The sequence below is a fragment of the Klebsiella sp. LTGPAF-6F genome, from assembly GCF_001753185.1.
Classification (GTDB): domain Bacteria; phylum Pseudomonadota; class Gammaproteobacteria; order Enterobacterales; family Enterobacteriaceae; genus Klebsiella; species Klebsiella michiganensis.
In genome coordinates this window covers 923758-939870 of sequence record NZ_CP017450.1, presented here as the reverse complement: position 1 = coordinate 939870, position 16113 = coordinate 923758, and the positions used below count along the sequence as shown (strand labels likewise).

General features: G+C 55.8%; 15 protein-coding genes. 6 read left to right on the top strand and 9 right to left on the bottom strand.

Features of this window, described 5'->3' with window-relative positions; all coding sequences use genetic code 11:
* Nucleotides 1–21 precede the first annotated feature (21 nt).
* Entirely contained in the window at nt 22–1206 is a 1185-nt protein-coding gene (gene pobA / locus BJF97_RS04480) for a 4-hydroxybenzoate 3-monooxygenase (protein ID WP_014227816.1), read from the bottom strand.
* A gap of 283 nt (nt 1207–1489) precedes the next feature.
* Here pobA and BJF97_RS04475 point away from each other — a divergent pair, with 283 nt between their 5' ends.
* The 6 genes from BJF97_RS04475 (at nt 1490) to opgB (ending at nt 7227) form a co-directional block, all read left to right on the top strand.
* Nucleotides 1490–2266: a threonine/serine ThrE exporter family protein gene (locus tag BJF97_RS04475; protein ID WP_004098366.1), complete on the top strand. Its 777-nt coding sequence runs from the start codon at nt 1490–1492 to the stop codon at nt 2264–2266.
* A complete protein-coding gene (locus BJF97_RS04470; protein WP_004098364.1) occupies nt 2257–2730 on the top strand; it encodes a threonine/serine exporter in 474 nt (157 codons plus the stop codon). The genes BJF97_RS04475 and BJF97_RS04470 overlap by 10 nt, the downstream gene beginning before the upstream one ends.
* Nucleotides 2731–2838: 108 nt before the next feature.
* Nucleotides 2839–3378, top strand: coding sequence for a primosomal protein DnaT (dnaT, locus tag BJF97_RS04465; RefSeq protein WP_032692989.1), 540 nt, complete (start codon nt 2839–2841; stop codon nt 3376–3378).
* A 2-nt stretch (nt 3379–3380) separates the two neighbouring features.
* On the top strand, nt 3381–4118 hold the full coding sequence (gene dnaC, locus BJF97_RS04460; protein ID WP_014227813.1) for a DNA replication protein DnaC: 738 nt from the start codon (nt 3381–3383) through the stop codon (nt 4116–4118).
* A gap of 65 nt (nt 4119–4183) precedes the next feature.
* On the top strand, nt 4184–4678 hold the full coding sequence (locus BJF97_RS04455) for a DUF2501 domain-containing protein (RefSeq protein WP_014227812.1): 495 nt from the start codon (nt 4184–4186) through the stop codon (nt 4676–4678).
* 257 nt (nt 4679–4935) lie between these two features.
* Nucleotides 4936–7227 carry a phosphatidylglycerol--membrane-oligosaccharide glycerophosphotransferase gene (opgB, locus tag BJF97_RS04450; protein ID WP_032692990.1) on the top strand — a complete coding sequence of 764 codons (2292 nt, stop codon included), beginning with the start codon at nt 4936–4938 and terminating at the stop codon, nt 7225–7227.
* A gap of 53 nt (nt 7228–7280) precedes the next feature.
* Here the strand turns inward: opgB and BJF97_RS04445 are convergent, their stop codons facing one another.
* The 8 genes from BJF97_RS04445 to BJF97_RS04410 all read right to left on the bottom strand — a co-directional run bounded on the left by BJF97_RS04445 (nt 7281) and on the right by BJF97_RS04410 (nt 15861).
* Nucleotides 7281–8219, bottom strand: a complete 939-nt coding sequence (locus BJF97_RS04445; protein ID WP_032692991.1) for an Rpn family recombination-promoting nuclease/putative transposase — start codon at nt 8217–8219, stop codon at nt 7281–7283.
* Nucleotides 8220–8358: 139 nt separating this feature from the next.
* On the bottom strand, nt 8359–9369 hold the full coding sequence (locus tag BJF97_RS04440; protein WP_014227809.1) for an SIS domain-containing protein: 1011 nt from the start codon (nt 9367–9369) through the stop codon (nt 8359–8361).
* 17 nt (nt 9370–9386) lie between these two features.
* Nucleotides 9387–10448 (bottom strand): SIS domain-containing protein, encoded by a 1062-nt coding sequence (locus BJF97_RS04435; protein WP_014227808.1) that lies wholly within the window; start codon nt 10446–10448, stop codon nt 9387–9389.
* A gap of 12 nt (nt 10449–10460) precedes the next feature.
* Nucleotides 10461–11312 carry a PTS system mannose/fructose/sorbose family transporter subunit IID gene (locus BJF97_RS04430; RefSeq protein WP_014227807.1) on the bottom strand — a complete coding sequence of 284 codons (852 nt, stop codon included), beginning with the start codon at nt 11310–11312 and terminating at the stop codon, nt 10461–10463.
* A complete protein-coding gene (locus tag BJF97_RS04425; protein WP_014227806.1) occupies nt 11290–12069 on the bottom strand; it encodes a PTS mannose/fructose/sorbose/N-acetylgalactosamine transporter subunit IIC in 780 nt (259 codons plus the stop codon). The genes BJF97_RS04430 and BJF97_RS04425 overlap by 23 nt, the downstream gene beginning before the upstream one ends.
* A gap of 18 nt (nt 12070–12087) precedes the next feature.
* Nucleotides 12088–12558, bottom strand: a complete 471-nt coding sequence (locus BJF97_RS04420; protein WP_014837345.1) for a PTS sugar transporter subunit IIB — start codon at nt 12556–12558, stop codon at nt 12088–12090.
* A 14-nt stretch (nt 12559–12572) separates the two neighbouring features.
* Nucleotides 12573–12995 carry a PTS sugar transporter subunit IIA gene (locus BJF97_RS04415; protein ID WP_032692993.1) on the bottom strand — a complete coding sequence of 141 codons (423 nt, stop codon included), beginning with the start codon at nt 12993–12995 and terminating at the stop codon, nt 12573–12575.
* A gap of 100 nt (nt 12996–13095) precedes the next feature.
* Complete coding sequence (locus BJF97_RS04410; protein WP_032693051.1) at nt 13096–15861, bottom strand: sigma 54-interacting transcriptional regulator; 2766 nt, start codon at nt 15859–15861, stop codon at nt 13096–13098.
* Nucleotides 15862–16113 lie beyond the last annotated feature (252 nt).

The window sequence follows — 16113 nt, the reverse complement described above, 5'->3', positions numbered from 1 at the left end:
ACGACTCCAGAGCCTTTTCTATTACGCCACGCGTTCCATCGGCAGACCCACATAGTTTTCAGCGATAGTGGTTAACCCGGCGCGTGATTCAAGATAGTAGCGACGATCCGCCGCCTGCATTTTTCTGTCGAACTCGCTTTGTTGCGGAAAATCATGCAGCAGACGCGTCATAAACCAGCTGAATCGCTCACCTTTCCACACTCTATCCAGCGCCAAACGCGAGTAGCTGGCTAAGAGGTCAATACGGCCATGGTGATAATACTCACGCAGGATCCGCCAAAGATAGTTCACATCGGACGCCGCGAGATTCAGCCCCTTCGCCCCGGTAGGCGGTACGATATGCGCCGCATCCCCCAGCAGAAATAGCCTCCCGTACTGCATCGGCTCCACTACATAGCTGCGCAGCGGCGCGATACTCTTCTCAAGAGAGTGACCGATTACTAACTTATTGGTCAGCTCATCAGGGAGACGCCGCTTGAGTTCAGTCCAGAAACGTTCATCAGACCACTCCTCCACCTTTTCGCTAAGCGGTACCTGCAGATAATAGCGGCTTCGAGTTAGTGAGCGCTGACTACAGAGTACAAACCCCCGCTCGTGGTGGGCGTAAATCAGCTCCGGGTTCACCGGTGGCGTATCGGCCAGCAGCCCGAGCCAGCCAAACGGCCAGACGCTCTCGTACTCTTTCAGCACCCCTGCCGGGATGCTCTGGCGGGACACGCCGTGAAAGCCGTCGCAGCCGGCGATAAAGTCGCACTCAAGGCGGCAGTTTTCGCCATTGTTGATAAAAGAGACCGACGGTCGATCGCTTTTTGCCTCATTAATGGTGACATCGCTGACGCCATAAATCGTCGCTGCCCCGCATGCCTCCCGCGCCGCCATCAAATCCCGCGTTACTTCGGTCTGGCCATACACCATCACGCTTTTGCCTGCCGTCAGTTCCGTCAGCGGAACCGGTACGCGCTTGCCCTCAAACAAGAATTCGACGCCGTGATGGACCAGCCCTTCCGCATCCATTCGCCGCCCCGCCCCGGCTTCGCGCAGCAGTTCTACCGTTCCGCTTTCCAGAATTCCCGCGCGGATCCTCCCCAGCACATACTCAGGCGTCTGTCGCTCAAGGATGACGGTCTGAATCCCGGCGTGATGTAATAACTGCCCCAGCAGGAGTCCCGACGGGCCCGCTCCGATAATCGCCACCTGTGTTTTCATCGCATCGCCTCAGTATGGTTAATTATTTGTTTGTTTTTTGTTTATTAAAAGTTTAAATTTGCATTTTTGATAACTCTGATGGGAAAAAGAAGGGAGAAACGGGTGCAAAAATTGGACTTTTCACCAATCTTGCGGAAGTGTGGCAGAGTTCAAATTTCAGGGTTCCCGTAGAGCGGGTGGTTTTTTACACATTGTTTGATCCTGACCGCTCAGCTAAAACAAGACTTCAGGTAAAAGTATCGCCAGACACTACGGCAACGGGCATCACGGACAGCAGGTATTTATGCAAGCAGATCGGGCAACTCAGCGCGCTATCACGCGATTGTGTATTCAATGTGGTCTTTTCTTATTACAACACGGCGCGGAAAGCGCGCTGGTTGAGGAGCTCTCAACCCGTCTGGGTCTGGCCTTAGGGATGGATAGCGTGGAAAGCGCCATCTCTTCGAATGCGATTGTTCTCACCACTATTAAGGACGGGGAGTGTCTGACCTCAACGCGAAAAAACACCGATCGCGGCATCAATATGCACGTCGTCACGGAGGTTCAGCATATTGTGATTATGGCAGAGCATAAGCTGCTGGATTATAAGGATGTCGAAAAGCGATTCGCGCAAATCAAGCCGCTGCGCTATCCGCGCTGGCTGCTGGTTTTCATGGTCGGCCTCTCCTGCGCCTGCTTTTGCAAACTTAACAACGGCGGCTGGGACGGTGCGCTGGTCACCTTCTGCGCCAGTACGGTAGCCATGTATATTCGCCAGGTACTCACCCATCGTTCAATGCATCCGCAAATCAACTTTTGCCTCACCGCCTTTGTCGCAACGACTATCTCCGGGCTGATGCTGCGCCTGCCGGCTTTCGTCAGCACGCCGACGATCGCGATGGCCGCCAGCGTGCTGCTGCTGGTACCCGGTTTTCCGCTGATCAACGCCGTTGCCGACATGTTTAAGGGGCATATCAACACCGGTCTGGCGCGCTGGGCCATTGCCAGCCTGCTGACGCTCGCCACCTGTATCGGCGTGGTGATGGCGATGACGATGTGGGGGCTACGCGGATGGGCATAATTTTCTATCTCTACGAACTGGCGCTGGATATGATGCTGGCAGCCATTCCCGCCGTCGGGTTCGCCATGGTGTTCAACGTCCCGCAGCGGGCGCTGCGCTGGTGCGCGCTGCTGGGCGCTATCGGCCACGGCTCGCGCATGGTCATGATGACGGCGGGTTTTAATATTGAGTGGGCGACGTTTATGGCGGCCCTGCTGGTTGGCAGCATCGGTATCCAGTGGTCCCGCTGGTATCTGGCGCACCCGAAGATTTTTACCGTAGCGGCGGTGATCCCGATGTTCCCCGGTATCTCCGCCTATACCGCGATGATTTCAGCGGTGAAAATCAGCCATTTCGGCTACTCGGAAGAGATGATGATTATGCTGCTGAGCAACTTTCTTAAGGCTTCATCGATCGTTGGCGCATTATCCATTGGCTTGTCTATCCCCGGGCTTTGGCTGTATCGCAAGCGTCCGCGCGTCTAGCTAATCGCGCCGCCGGGTCGCCCGCGGCGCTCCTTCCTGAGCGACCTCTATGCTACTATGTGTGCAGCTACCCCTCTCTTTTTAGTTGTTCAGAGTTGAGATTGATTTATGTCTTCACGAATATTAACTACCGATTTTAGCGGTCTGGATGACTTCATACAGGATCACGCAGCGGTACTGGCAAAATCGGCCAGCGGCGCCGTCGCCGTATTTGCCAACAACGCCCCCGCATTCTATGCGCTGACGCCGGAGCGTCTGGCGCAGCTGCTGGAGCTGGAAGCAAAACTCGCGCGTCCTAACAGCGATATTGCGCTGGACGCGCAGTTTTTTGACGAGCCGACGGCGACCCCCGTTGCGGTTCCTATGGGGAAATTTCCGATGTACGCCGACTGGCAGCCGGATGCGGATTTTCAGCGCCTGGCCGCGCTGTGGGGCATCGCCCTGAGCCAGCCCGTTACGCCGGAAGAGCTGGCGGCATTTGTCGCTTACTGGCAGGCGGAAGGTAAAGTCTTTCATCATGTCCAGTGGCAGCAGAAGCTGGCGCGCAGCGTACAGATTGGCCGGGCCAGCAACGGCGGCCAGCCGCGCCGGGACGTCAACGCGATTAGCGAACCTGATAATCACATTCCACGAGGATTCCGAGGATGAGCATGAAAAATGTCGGCGATTTAATGAAGCGCCTGCAAAAGATGATGCCAGCCCATGTCGAACCCGCGTTTAAGACAGGTGAGGAGCTGCTGGCATGGCAAAAAGAACAGGGCAAGCTGCGTTCTGAGGCGCTGGAACGGGAAAACCGGGCCATGAAAATGCAGCGAACCTTTAACCGCTCCGGCATCCGCCCGCTGCATCAGAACTGCTCGCTGGATAACTACCGGGTGGAGTGTGAAGGCCAGATGATTGCGCTGTCCCGAGCGCGCCAGTACGTCGAGGAGTTCGACGGCAATATCGCCAGCTTTATCTTCTCCGGCAAACCGGGCACCGGAAAAAACCACCTCGCCGCCGCTATCTGCAACGAACTGCTGCTTCGGGGTAAGTCGGTATTGATTATCACCGTCGCCGATATCATGTCAGCGATGAAAGATACCTTTGGCAACCGGGAAACCAGCGAAGAGCAGCTGCTCACCGACCTGAGCAAGGTGGACCTGCTGGTGATTGACGAAATCGGCATGCAGACGGAATCACGCTACGAAAAGGTGATTATTAACCAGATCGTCGATCGCCGCTCTTCGTCAAAGCGCCCTACCGGTATGTTAACCAACAGCACCATGGACGAGATGAACAAGCTGCTCGGCGAGCGCGTGATGGACCGGATGCGGCTGGGCAATAGCCTGTGGGTTAACTTCAACTGGGACAGCTACCGCGATCGCGTAACCGGAAAAGAGTATTAAGATATTTCCGAACCCCGCCGGCGTTATAATCAGGGGATTATTCAGTCACGGCGAAGAGTACGTCTATGAAATCTGCAAAAACGTTGTTCCGCACGGCAATGGTGGCCGGCGCTTTATTGACCTTTGGCGCGCACGCCACCTCCTGGCAGGATTCGCTCTCCAGCGCCGCTAACCAGCTCAGCAGTCAGAGCGGAAGCCAGCAAAGCGGCGGTATGTCCCTCTCTTCGCTGACCGGTTTGCTCAACGGCGGCAGCCAGTCGTTGACTTCCAGCAGCATGAATAATGCCGCCGGGATTATGTCTTACTGCGCGAAACAGAAGCTGGCTTCGGTTACCAATACCGAAAACGTTAAAAATCAGGTTCTGGATAAGCTGGGTCTCAGCACGCCGGAAAAACAAAAAGAGGACACCAGCTATCTTGAGGGCCTTCAGGGCTTGCTGACCAGTAAAGACGGCCAGCAGCTGAATCTGAACACCCTTGGCAGCAGCCCGCTGGCGGAAAAAGTGAAAACCAAAGCCTGCGATCTGGTCTTAAAACAGGGCGTGAGCTTCCTCTCCTGATTTCATCCTCTTAATGCCGCGTTTGGCGCGTTACCCCGGCCTGCGCGGCGGCAACGTCTGTTTTTTAACATCTTTCCCCCAAATCCCCTGGCTGACTGGATGTGAGGCAGTTCAAAAACGGCGATTTCTAAACCAATTCTGAACCACAGCACAAATTCATGACGATACAATTGCGGCAATATTGCGCTGCAATTACAGTGTAGCGTGAAAAAAGATCTATCTGGCCAGCCGACAGCTGGCGTGAATGAGGATGAGCTGTGTCAGAGTTGTTATCCATCGCCCTGTTTCTTGCTTCGGTGATGATTTACGCATTAAAAGCCGGTCGTAATACCTGGTGGTTCGCCGCCACCCTCACGGTGCTGGGCCTGTTCGTTGTTCTGAATATTACCCTCTACGCCAGCAATTACTTCACCGGCGACGGTATCAATGACGCGGTACTTTATACGTTGACCAACAGCCTGACGGGCGCCGGCGTGGGCAAATATATTCTGCCGGGCGTGGGGCTGGTCGTCGCGCTGGTCTCGGTATTTGGCGCACTCGGCTGGGTGCTCCGCCGCCGCCGGCATCATCCTCATCACTTTGGTTACAGCCTGGTGGCGCTGGTTCTGGCGCTGGCGTCAGTGGATGCCAGCCCCGCCTTCCGCCAGATTAGCGAGTTGGTTAAATCCCAGTCCCGCGATGGCGATCCTGACTTTGCGGCTTACTACAAAGAACCGTCAAAAAGCATCGCCAACCCGAAACTGAACCTGGTGTACATTTACGGCGAAAGCCTTGAGCGCACTTATTTTAATAACGATGCGTTCCCGAACCTGACCCCAGAGCTCGGCAAACTGAAAAGCGAGGGGCTGGACTTTAGCAACACCGCCCAGCTCCCCGGTACCGACTACACGATTGCCGGAATGGTCGCCTCCCAGTGCGGGATCCCGCTGTTTGCGCCGTTTGAAGGCAACGCCTCGGCCTCGGTTTCCAGCTTTTTCCCGCAGAATATCTGCCTTGGAGATATCCTGAAAAACTCGGGTTATGAGAACTACTTTGTGCAGGGCGCTAATCTGCGCTTCGCCGGAAAAGACGTTTTCCTGAAATCTCACGGCTTCGATCATCTGTACGGCGCGGAAGAGCTAAAAACCATGGTCGCCGATCCGGCCTATCGTAACGACTGGGGGTTCTACGATGATACGGTTCTTGATGAAACATGGAAAAAATTCGAAGCGCTTTCGCAGTCCGGAAAACGCTTTTCGCTGTTTGCGCTGACGGTCGACACCCATCATCCGGATGGCTTTATCTCCCGCACCTGCCAGCGTAAAAGCTACGATATGGACGGTAAAAAGAATCTTTCGTTCAGCGCCGTCTCCTGTAGTCAGGAGCATATCGCGGCGTTAATCGAGAAGATTAAAGCTTCGCCGTGGTTCAAAAATACGGTCATCGTGGTGTCATCCGATCACCTGGCAATGAAAAACAGCGCCTGGGACTATCTGAATAAGCAGGATCGCAGCAACCTGTTTTTCGTTCTCCGCGGCGATGAGCCCCGGCAGGATACGCTGGCCATCAAGCGTAATACCATGGATAACGGCGCGACGGTGCTCGATATCCTCGGCGGCGATAACTTTATTGGCCTTGGCCGCAGCAGCCTTTCCGGCGAGTCGCTCTCCGCCGTGTTCCTCAATATGAAAGAGAAGGTGCTGGCGTGGAAGCCGGATATCATCCGCCTGTGGAATTTCCCCAAAGAGATGAAGAATTTCACCGTGGATTCACAGAAGAATATGATCTCCTTCTCCGGCAGCCATTTCCGCCTGCCTCTGCTGCTGCGTATCTCCGATAAGCGCGTTGAGCCGCTGCCGGAAAGCGAATACTCCGCGCCGCTGCGCTTCCAGCTGGCCGATTTCGCGCCGCGCGATAACTTCGTCTGGGTCGACCGCTGCTACAAGATGGGTCAGCTGTGGTCGCCGGAAGTGGCGCTCTCCACCGACTGGTGCGTCTCGCAGGGCCAGCTGGGGGGCGAACAGAAAGTCCAGCGCGTCGACAAAGCCCAGTGGCAAGGTAAAACCGCGTTCAAAGATACCCTTATCGATATGGAGCGTTATAAAGGCAACGTCGATACGCTGAAGATCGTCGATAACGATATTCGCTATAAAGCCGACAGCTTCCTGTTTAACGTCGCCGGCGCGCCGGAAGAGGTGAAGCAGTTCAGCGGCATCTCCCGACCGGAAACCTGGGGGCGCTGGTCTAATGCCCAGCTCGGCAGTGAAGTGAAAATTGAATATAAAGAGCCGCTGCCGGAGAAATTCGATCTGGTGATTACCGCCAAAGCCTACGGGCCGAATGCCAATAAGCCGATTCCGGTACGGGTGGGCAACAGCGAACAAACGCTAACGCTGGCCAATGATGTCACCACCACCACCCTGCATTTCGATAATCCGTCGCGCAGCAGTACGTTGACGATTGCGCCGCCGGACCCGCAGTCCACGAACGAGGGCAATATTCTCGGCCACTCTCCGCGTCAGCTGGGCATCGGCATGGTTGAAATCAAAGTGGTGAAAAGCGAAGGATAAGCCATCGTGCCCGGCGGCTTTTTGCGCCGGGCCGTGGTGACGGTGGGTGGAAATTAGCTATGCAGCGGCTTTAGCTCATCCGCCGACAGTCCGGTAATCCGCTGTACCGTCTCGGTATCTAAACCGTTCTGCAGCATACTGCCGGCAATGCGCAGCGCTTCCCGCCGGCTCCCTTCCTGCAGGCCTTCCTGTATCCCTTCCTGTCGGCCTTCCTGCCTTCCCTCTTGCCGACCTTCCTGCTTGAGCTTTTGAGCGATAGACATCAACCTCTCCTCATAGTGTGGCAGACGGCGGGCCAATCGGCGGAGAAACACGCTCGGATCGGCGCTATTGCCGTACTGCAGCATATAATGAAACAGCACTCTTAACTGCCTGCGGTTAGTGTATCCCAGCATCACAAGGGTCGCCAACGACTCCGTAATCCCGCTGAGATCGCGCTGACGAATATGCTTTTGCATCAGCTCCAGCAGAGCGACCCGCCGGTGCTGAACGATTTCATCATCCGGCATCACCGTTACGTCAACCAGCGGAAACGGGCAGGCGTACAGCGTCCTCGCCATCTGCGGGTCGGCAAATTCATCCAGCCAGTTCAGGGAAAAGGGATAAGGACTGGTCGCGCCGTGATAAAAAAGCATCGGTACCACCAGCGGCAGCGTTTTGTGCCCGGCGTCGAGGTGCCGCTGCATCGCGGCAATGGCATAGCGCATCAGGCGAAAAGCCATATGGTTATCCGGCGAACTCTGGTGCTCTATCACCACATACACATATCCCAGGCCGCAGGGGGTTTGTACCGACCACAGTACGTCCGAGTACCAGGCGCGCAGATCTTCATCAATAAAGCTCGCCGGCTCCAGCCGTAGGGTAGAAAAATCACACCGCTGGCGGATCGCTTCCGGCAGGTGCAGCGTGAGAAAATCATTCGCCGTCTCCGGGTGGCGAAGAAATCGCTTAAAAACCGCATCATGCGGCGTCGAGGTCATCCGTTTTTTCATGGCCGTCCGCTTGCCTGAAAGAGAAGGAGAGCCGGACTCTACCATCGGTTTTTACTTCGTTGGTTTTGGCGATGATTTTATGGGAAGCGCCTCGGAGAATCGCGCAGCGGCCAGCCCGGCTGGCCGCCATCAGCAAAGCTTAGTAATCAAACTGACGGTAATAACGGCGGATATTAAGATCATGCCCGGTATGGTGTTCAAAATGGGCCGCCAGCCTGTCCACCAGCAGGGTGGAAACCACGCACGGCGCCATAATCCAGCGGAAAGCCTCATCAATGCCGTTCAGCGGATAGTCGCGCGGGTCAATCACCACCAGATGGTCGGTGATCTTCTCAGCGAAGCGTTCGACGCGCTCATCCAGCGCCCGGCATTTACCCTCGCCTTTGACCAGGAACAGCGGGACCTCTTTTTCCAGCAGCTCCAGGGTGCCGTGGAAAAACTCGGCTGAACTCACCGATTTGGTCCGCTTCCACTGCATCTCTTCGAGAATACACATTGAGAACAGATAGACCTCACCCCACATTTCCGCCCCGCCGATCCACATCATATAGTCGCAGCCGTGATACTGAGCGGCGATTTTATCCGCCTGCGGATCGAACTGGCGTTTGGCCTGCAGAAGATTTTCCGGCAGCAACTCCAGCTGGCTGGCAAAACGATCGTAATTGGCGAAATCACCGTGACGATAAATGATGCGGAAGAATAACCAGAAGAGCAGCATATATTCATATTCCACGCCGTTCTTGTGGCACATCGGAATATGCCAGCTCGCCGCCTCGGCTAATGGCGAATCGGCATTACGGGTAATGGCCACCACGCGAATCCCCTGCGCTTTGCACCATTCGGCAATGGCTACCGACTCTTTGGTATCGCCGGACTTGGATAACGTCACCACCACCGCATCTTTATTTAATTTTTTATGTCCGCGATGAATTAATTCCGCCGCCTGCTCAAGGTAAACCGGCACGCTGGTTAATTCTTTTGCAAACTCATTTATTGCCATCATCGGCGCCAAAGAACCGCCCACCGAGGCGAAAAATAAGGCGCTACAGCCGCTCTGATAAATATCATCGGCAACGGTTTCCGCCTGTTTGCGCGCAGCGATGATCTCGCGAGCACTGGTCAGGTACTCGTCCTGATTAAAACCCAACATAGTTTTCTCCTGAATAATCAGATTTTACTTTTTAAGACGCGATCAAAATCGTCAAAAATACGTTTAGCCAGATCGATGCCTTTCAGGCCGGCGGTATGCCAGGCCAGCATCTGGACGGGAACAATCAGCAGCAGCGGCGCCAGGTGATGTTCACACGGGCAGCTTAGCGCCAGCGTCTGCGCATCCTCTTCGTCGCTCAGCGTCAGCGTAAAGGCGCGGGCAATGGACGGCGCCATATAGTCCCGCAGCGCCCGGGTCCGCGCATCCGGCGCATCTTCAATAAACAGCATCACATGGCGGGCATTGGCTTCCAGATAGGGGCCGTGCATATAGGCCTCAAGTTCAAAACCGCTGGAAGGCACGCGTACCGTTTCGGTAAATTTGGTTTCGAACTCCTTCGCGACGCCCACCAGCGCGCCATAGCCGGTGGCGACAAAGCGCTCGCCGCCCCGCAGCGCTTCGCCATGCCTGTCGATAAACCGCGAGGTGCGGTCAATGACATCCGGGATCGCCGCCGCCAGCCGCTGCAGTTCGGCAAGATAGCGCTGCTCCTCGGCCTCGCTGGCTTTCCCCTGGGCACGGGCAATCATCAGCGCCATCAGCAGCAAATTCAGCACCGTCGCGCTAAACCCGCGGGTGACAAACCCCACGCTCTCGATACCGGTATTGATATCCAGTATCCCATCGCAGGCCCGGGCGATCGGACTTTGCGGATCGGAGGTCAGCGCAAAAACCGGCAGGCTCAATGCCTGTACCTTACGCATCGCCGCCAGCGTCGAGGCGCTTTTACCGCTCTGCGAAATCGCCACCACCAGATCGGTATGCGGATCGACCGCCTCGTAGTGCGTAAAGTTGTACGGCTCTTTAATCTCAACCAGGACGCCGAAGCGCTGCTCAAAGAAATAGCGCGTGCACAGGGCGGCGTTCAGCGACGAGCCGGTCGCCAACAGCAGAATGCGGCGCACCGGGTGCTGGCGGGCAAAGGTCTCAATCGCCGCCAGCTTTTGCCGGTAGTCGCGCAGGATCTGCGTCAGACAGGCCGACTCTTCGCTGATATAGGTCATCATCGTTGGTACCATTTTCGACTCCCGTTAAAATAAACCTATCCACGACCCCAGAATGCCCACCAGCGCCATTCCGCCGATAATAGAAAGCGGTTTAACCTTGCGCCCCAGCAGCCAGTAAACGATGCCAAAACTCACCAGCGGCAGCATGCAGGGCAGGATGTCGTTGATAATGTCCTGCACCTGGGTTTTCGCCTCTCCGGCGCCGAATGAGAGGGGGATGGTGATATCAATCATTGAGGCGGTCATCGCCCCGACCACCATCAGGCCGATAATCGACGCGCCGTAGGTCAGGCTCTCCATCATTCCGCTCTTCTGGATCCGCTGCAGAACCCCGGTGCCCAGCACATAGCCCCAGCGGGTAAAGAACCAGCGCACCAGGATGTGCGGCACGTTGAACACCAGCAGAAACAGAATGGGGCCGAGAATGTTGCCCTTTAGCGCCAGGCTGGTGCCGATACCGGTAGCGATCAGGCGCAGCGTGCCCCAGAAAAAGGAGTCCCCCAGCCCGGCCAGCGGCCCCATCAGCGACGCTTTGACGTTATCAATCGCGTTGGCGTCCATGTTCTTCTGCTGGCTATTCTTCTCCTCCATCGCCGTGGTGATCCCCAGCAGCAGGGTGACGATATGCGGCGTGGTATTGAAGAACACCAGATGCCGTTTCAACGCTCCGGCCAGCTCCTCTTTGCGCGGATAGAGCTTTTTCAGCACCGGAATCAGCGCGTAAACAAAGGCGAGATTCATCTGCCGCTCATAGTTCCACGAAAACTCCATCTGGAAGGAGCGCCAGAATACCCGGCGTAGATCGCGCGGCGTGATACGGGCCTCTTCCTGCGCCTGCGGTTGCAGAGTTTCTTCAGAAATCATCTTCGTCGTCATCGCTGACTCCTTGTTCTGTCGTCGTACGAGGTGAGCTCAGCGCGGTGACGTTAACCATCACCACCGCCACGATAGCGCCGAGAATAGCGATGCCGGTCACCGGGATTTTCAGGTAGGCCATCAGCACAAAGCCGAGGAAAAAGTACGGCGCGACTTTCTTATTAATCAGCAGTCTGGCGAGCATTGCGAAACCGAGTGCCGGAATAATGCCGGTAGCGACGCTGAGCCCGTGTTTGATAAATTCCGGGATGGTATCGAGCAGGGATTTCACCGCATTGCTGCCGACCAGGAATGAGATGGTCACCACCGTGGCGAGCATCAGCGACAACCCGAAGCCGGCAATCAGATGCATGCGCTCAATGCCGACCGTATCCGCCCGCTCCGCGTAGCCGTCAGCCTTCTGGCTGAGCATCGGGATAAACATCCCCAGATAGACGTTTTTCAGGATCAGCGTCAGGGTGGCGATGGGCAGGCCAAGCAGCAGCGCCGTTTCCGTTCCCGCGCCGGAGGTAATGGCGAACGCCACGCCGAGAATACCGCCGGTTACTACATCAGGCGGGATCGATGCGCCGACGGAGAAAGAGCCGATAAACGCCAGCTCAAGCGTCGCGCCCATGATGACGCCGGTCTGTACATCCCCCAGCACCAGCCCGGTCAGCAGCCCGGTGACGATTGGCCGCGAAATCAGCGACGTCCCCAGGGCATATTCCGATTGCGCGATAAACGCCACCAGACCCAGTAAGAGAGCCTCTACCATAATCTGTCCTCCGCGGAGTTAAACGCATTGCGCAAAAAGCTGTTTGCGATCGTTAGGGACCTGGCGGATCTCAACTTCGACGCCTTTCCCGACCAGCTGCTGCAGTTGTTCAATTTCTTCCGGCAGTAAATTGATCGCCTTAGAAATATTTTTACTGCCCGCTTTGGCTTTTATTCCGCCGAGATTAATACTTTTTATCCCCTCAACGGCGCTGGCAATACGCCAGGCGTCATTGACCGATTCCACGACGATAAAAAGATGATATTTGTCGGTCACGCCGCTTTTTATCGATTCGATAGCGTCGTTAATATTTTTAATCACCAGTTTTACCGAAGGCGGTTTAGCGAGCTTAATTGTGGTTTTCCGCAGTTCATCTTCAGGGACATTATCGTTGGCGATTAAAATGCAATCGGCGCCGACATACTGGGTCCAGGAAAAGGCCACCTGGCCGTGAAGTAATCGATGGTCAACCCTTAATAGCGTAATCATGGTGTTCCCTCATTTCAGAAGTCTTTATCAATAGTCATCGCACTGGCAATCATCTGATTGCAGTACTGAATGCTCTCTTTGGCGCTTGTTAATGCTTCAGAAATTAATTTCTCGGTATTTTCTTCGCCTGCGGAAATAAGTAAATCAATAATCAGCGGCAGGTTTAAACCGGACAATAAATGAAAATTAGGGCGCGATAAAAAACGCACAAACTCATTATTGACGCTACCGGCGAAAATATCCGTAATGACAATCAGCTCATCCTGGGCGGGGAAACGCGCCAGCAGCGTCTCCACCTGCTGCGTCAGATCGGCCTCCTCTTCGACATAGGCGCAGAGAGTATGAATATCCGGCTGCTTACCGAGGATCAGCTCCACGGAGTTCAGCAGACCGTTAGCAAAGGTGCCATGGCTGGCAAAAATATAGTGTCGTTTCATCCTTACCTCGAAAGCGCATTCCACTGCTTTCTTACTTTGCAACCGGCGTGCCAGAAACAGTGGCGTGCCGGTTAGCGCAAGGACGAACCGATGAAGAGTCTTAAAACTCTTGATCTTCCTGAATAAATTCCGTTTCTCGCGTCAGGATATCGTGAATGTAATACAGCTCAACGGCGGGGATTTTGACACTATATCCGTTCTCAATGACACTAAAGGCCTCGCGCAGAATAACCAGCTCGCTCTCCGGACACTGTTTGCCGGAATAATGGGATGGCGAAGCGTTACGGATCAGGCGTTCTATCAGACAGCTGATATGCACGTATAGCGCCACCTTGCGATCGTTAGGCACATCGCAGCCGGCCAGATGCTCATAGCGCAGTAAAAACTGCTCGACCTGATTGATCACTTTACCGGTATCGAGGATCGTCACCGACTCGATCACCCGGCGCAGCGAGAAATTTTTCAGGATCAGGTTATTGATCTCGCTGACCTGCTCAGCGGAGGCCAGTTCGCCGAAGATACGCATCAGCGGGCGGCTTCCTTCGCCGGAAATCAGCGAATCCAGCGAGATCCACGGCAGATCGGGGAGATGCGGATCGAGGGTGCCGACAATCGCCAGCACCTCATAGCGGCTGAGCATCGGTGCCCGGCGCGCGGGATCGGCGAGGGTTTCCACATCGCATGCCACAATATCGATGCCGAGCGTCTCAGGAATGCTGGCTTTTAACAGCGCCGACAGATTCGCCGCCGCCCCCAGACCGGTGGCGCAGGTTGTAAGAATCGCCCGCGGTTTGTCCGTTTGCGGGTAATAGAGCTGATGCTCTACCGCGAGGTCATTGCCTATCTCCCGGACGATATCTTCCAGCATATCGCCCTGCAAAACCCGCTCCCCGACGTACATCGCCATCCCGGTCGAGACGTTATTAATAATCGCCATCGGCGTGGACAGCCGGCGGTTGAAGTGGCTGTGAATGGCGTTCAGCGATCCCATATCGACCAGGATGACCAGTCCGGAGGCCAGCGCGTGGCTCTCGATCCAGGCCATCACCTGATCGGCGATAGCCTCCGGCGTCACGTCGAGCGGCATATCGAATGACTCAAACAGCTGGCTTTTCAGCAACCGATTCGCCACGTTGGCGATGCTGCTGGCGGTGGCATAACCGTGGGCGAGGATAACTGCCCGGGTCACCTGCTGCTGACTGATAGCGCCGTTTTTCTGTAACCACAGCACCAGCAGCAGCAGGTCAATGCGTCGGGGTTCAATATCCAGCTTCAGCGCCAGCGCGGCGAGGATCTCTTCACAAAAGCGATACAGCAGCGGGTATTTCTGCGCCAGGAAATCCTCCAGCTGGCGGCTTTTCTCATTGCTCATCGTCGACTGCGCCTGGCGAGAACGATGAATCAGGTAGTGGCTCAGGGCGTAGATACAGTTGCCGTTAAACTGAATATTGAAGCGCTTTTCAAGGCGATAAAACTCCTCCCGCACCTGATGGGTTATCAGCAGCAGCAGATGCGAGCTGTTGGCATCATGATTATCGAAAACCAGCCGATCGAAGAGGGTTTCCATCTCCTCGCCCATGCTTTTTTGCGCCTCTTCCCAGACCGTTTTTTTACTCAGCACCGCCTCATACAGCGCGAGAACGCGGCACTGAGCATCATAGATCAGCCCCTGAACCGGGTCGCGCGCGCGCAGCAGCCAGACCAGGCTGGTCTGCGGTTCAATAAGCAGCGGCTCCTGCTGGCCCATCGGTTCGCTAAGCGCCGGCGTCGCGGCCATGATATTTTCCGGCAGATCGTGCAGCGTGACGTTTAGCCTCTCGCTGCCCGGAGACCTGGCCCACGCCGACGCGACGGCGTACTTGACGACATTCTTCAGCTCACCGACGTTGCCGCGATAAACGTAGTGCGTCAGCACCTGTAAAAGCCGGGGCGTCAGCTGCAGCCGGGCGGACAGCGTGCGGGCCTCCTGCCAGAAAAACTGCAGCGTTAACGCTTCTTTCTCGCCGCGGCTGCGGTTTTGTAAATCAGGCAGGCTAATGAGGATCGGGATACGACGAATAAAGGTGGTCAGAAACGTGCTGTGAATATCTTCGGTGGTGGCAAACACCAGCCGCAGCGAAATCGGCATCCCCTGCGCCGTCTCTCCCACCCGATAGATCTCTTTGCGGTCCAGCCAGGTGAAGAGCTTCTCCTGGCCCTGCGCATCGAGGCGGTGGACCTCATCGAGAAACAGCACGCCGCCGTTTGCCGCCTCAAACGCCCCGGCTTTATCGCCCTGCGCGCCGGTAAACGCGCCTTTGACGTAGCCAAACAGGTTGGCGGCCAGCAGCTCCGGGTTGCTGGCGTACTGGGCGCAGTTGAAGCAGACAAAGGGCGCATCGGGCGCCAGCAGTCCCTGGGCGATAGCAAACTCGTGCATCAGCTCCGCCATATAGCTTTTGCCGGTTCCGCTGTCGCCGACGATCAGCAGCGGCAGCCCGCCGTTGGGATAAAACAGCGCGGTTTTCATCTGTTCGATAGGCTTGCGCAGGCTACCGTCATGGCCGGTAAGCAATGAAAAATGATCCGCCTGTTCCGGCTGCCGGTCGCTCTCCGCGAGCAGCTCCGCCATGCTGGCGTACTCGCTGCGGGAAAGGGGGAAAAACTGCTGGCAGAAAGCGGCCTTATGCAGGAAATAGACCGGACGGGTATTAATCTTCACCAGCACATCCTGGGCCACCAGCTGATTCAGATAGTGGCTGGCGGTGTTTCTTTGCATGGCAAAACGCCGGGCCAGGTAGCCGGCGGTGAAGACCTCGCTCAGGTTATCCGGATCAAAAAAATCGGTCTGATTTTGCAGAAAAGCCAACAGTTCCGTTTTACGCATCGCATCCCCCATCAATGCCATCATAGGTACTTAGAGCCTCTTCCAGTAGGCGTTATTGGCGCAGGCAGTTTGAACACGGCCAGCGCGGAAGAACCGGAGCGTACACGTAGTACGTGAGGATTATTCGCTACGCTCCCCCTCCAGGCCGCCCTGAGGGCGTTCAAAACTCTGCGAGTTTTGTCTGAGCACTGCCCAGGTTCAAAATGGCAAGCAAAATAGCCCTAATGGGATAGGCTCTTATGATGCGGGAAA

Bases quoted from the DNA above. Each gene is read 5' to 3' on its own strand.
- pobA (WP_014227816.1), bottom strand. From the start codon at position 1,206: ATGAAAACACAGGTGGCGATTATCGGAGCGGGCCCGTCGGGACTCCTG.
- BJF97_RS04475 (WP_004098366.1), top strand. From the start codon at position 1,490: ATGCAAGCAGATCGGGCAACTCAGCGCGCTATCACGCGATTGTGTATT.
- BJF97_RS04470 (WP_004098364.1), top strand. From the start codon at position 2,257: ATGGGCATAATTTTCTATCTCTACGAACTGGCGCTGGATATGATGCTG.
- dnaT (WP_032692989.1), top strand. From the start codon at position 2,839: ATGTCTTCACGAATATTAACTACCGATTTTAGCGGTCTGGATGACTTC.
- dnaC (WP_014227813.1), top strand. From the start codon at position 3,381: ATGAAAAATGTCGGCGATTTAATGAAGCGCCTGCAAAAGATGATGCCA.
- BJF97_RS04455 (WP_014227812.1), top strand. From the start codon at position 4,184: ATGAAATCTGCAAAAACGTTGTTCCGCACGGCAATGGTGGCCGGCGCT.
- BJF97_RS04445 (WP_032692991.1), bottom strand. From the start codon at position 8,219: ATGAAAAAACGGATGACCTCGACGCCGCATGATGCGGTTTTTAAGCGA.
- BJF97_RS04440 (WP_014227809.1), bottom strand. From the start codon at position 9,369: ATGTTGGGTTTTAATCAGGACGAGTACCTGACCAGTGCTCGCGAGATC.
- BJF97_RS04435 (WP_014227808.1), bottom strand. From the start codon at position 10,448: ATGGTACCAACGATGATGACCTATATCAGCGAAGAGTCGGCCTGTCTG.
- BJF97_RS04430 (WP_014227807.1), bottom strand. From the start codon at position 11,312: ATGACGACGAAGATGATTTCTGAAGAAACTCTGCAACCGCAGGCGCAG.
- BJF97_RS04425 (WP_014227806.1), bottom strand. From the start codon at position 12,069: ATGGTAGAGGCTCTCTTACTGGGTCTGGTGGCGTTTATCGCGCAATCG.
- BJF97_RS04420 (WP_014837345.1), bottom strand. From the start codon at position 12,558: ATGATTACGCTATTAAGGGTTGACCATCGATTACTTCACGGCCAGGTG.
- BJF97_RS04415 (WP_032692993.1), bottom strand. From the start codon at position 12,995: ATGAAACGACACTATATTTTTGCCAGCCATGGCACCTTTGCTAACGGT.
- BJF97_RS04410 (WP_032693051.1), bottom strand. From the start codon at position 15,861: ATGCGTAAAACGGAACTGTTGGCTTTTCTGCAAAATCAGACCGATTTT.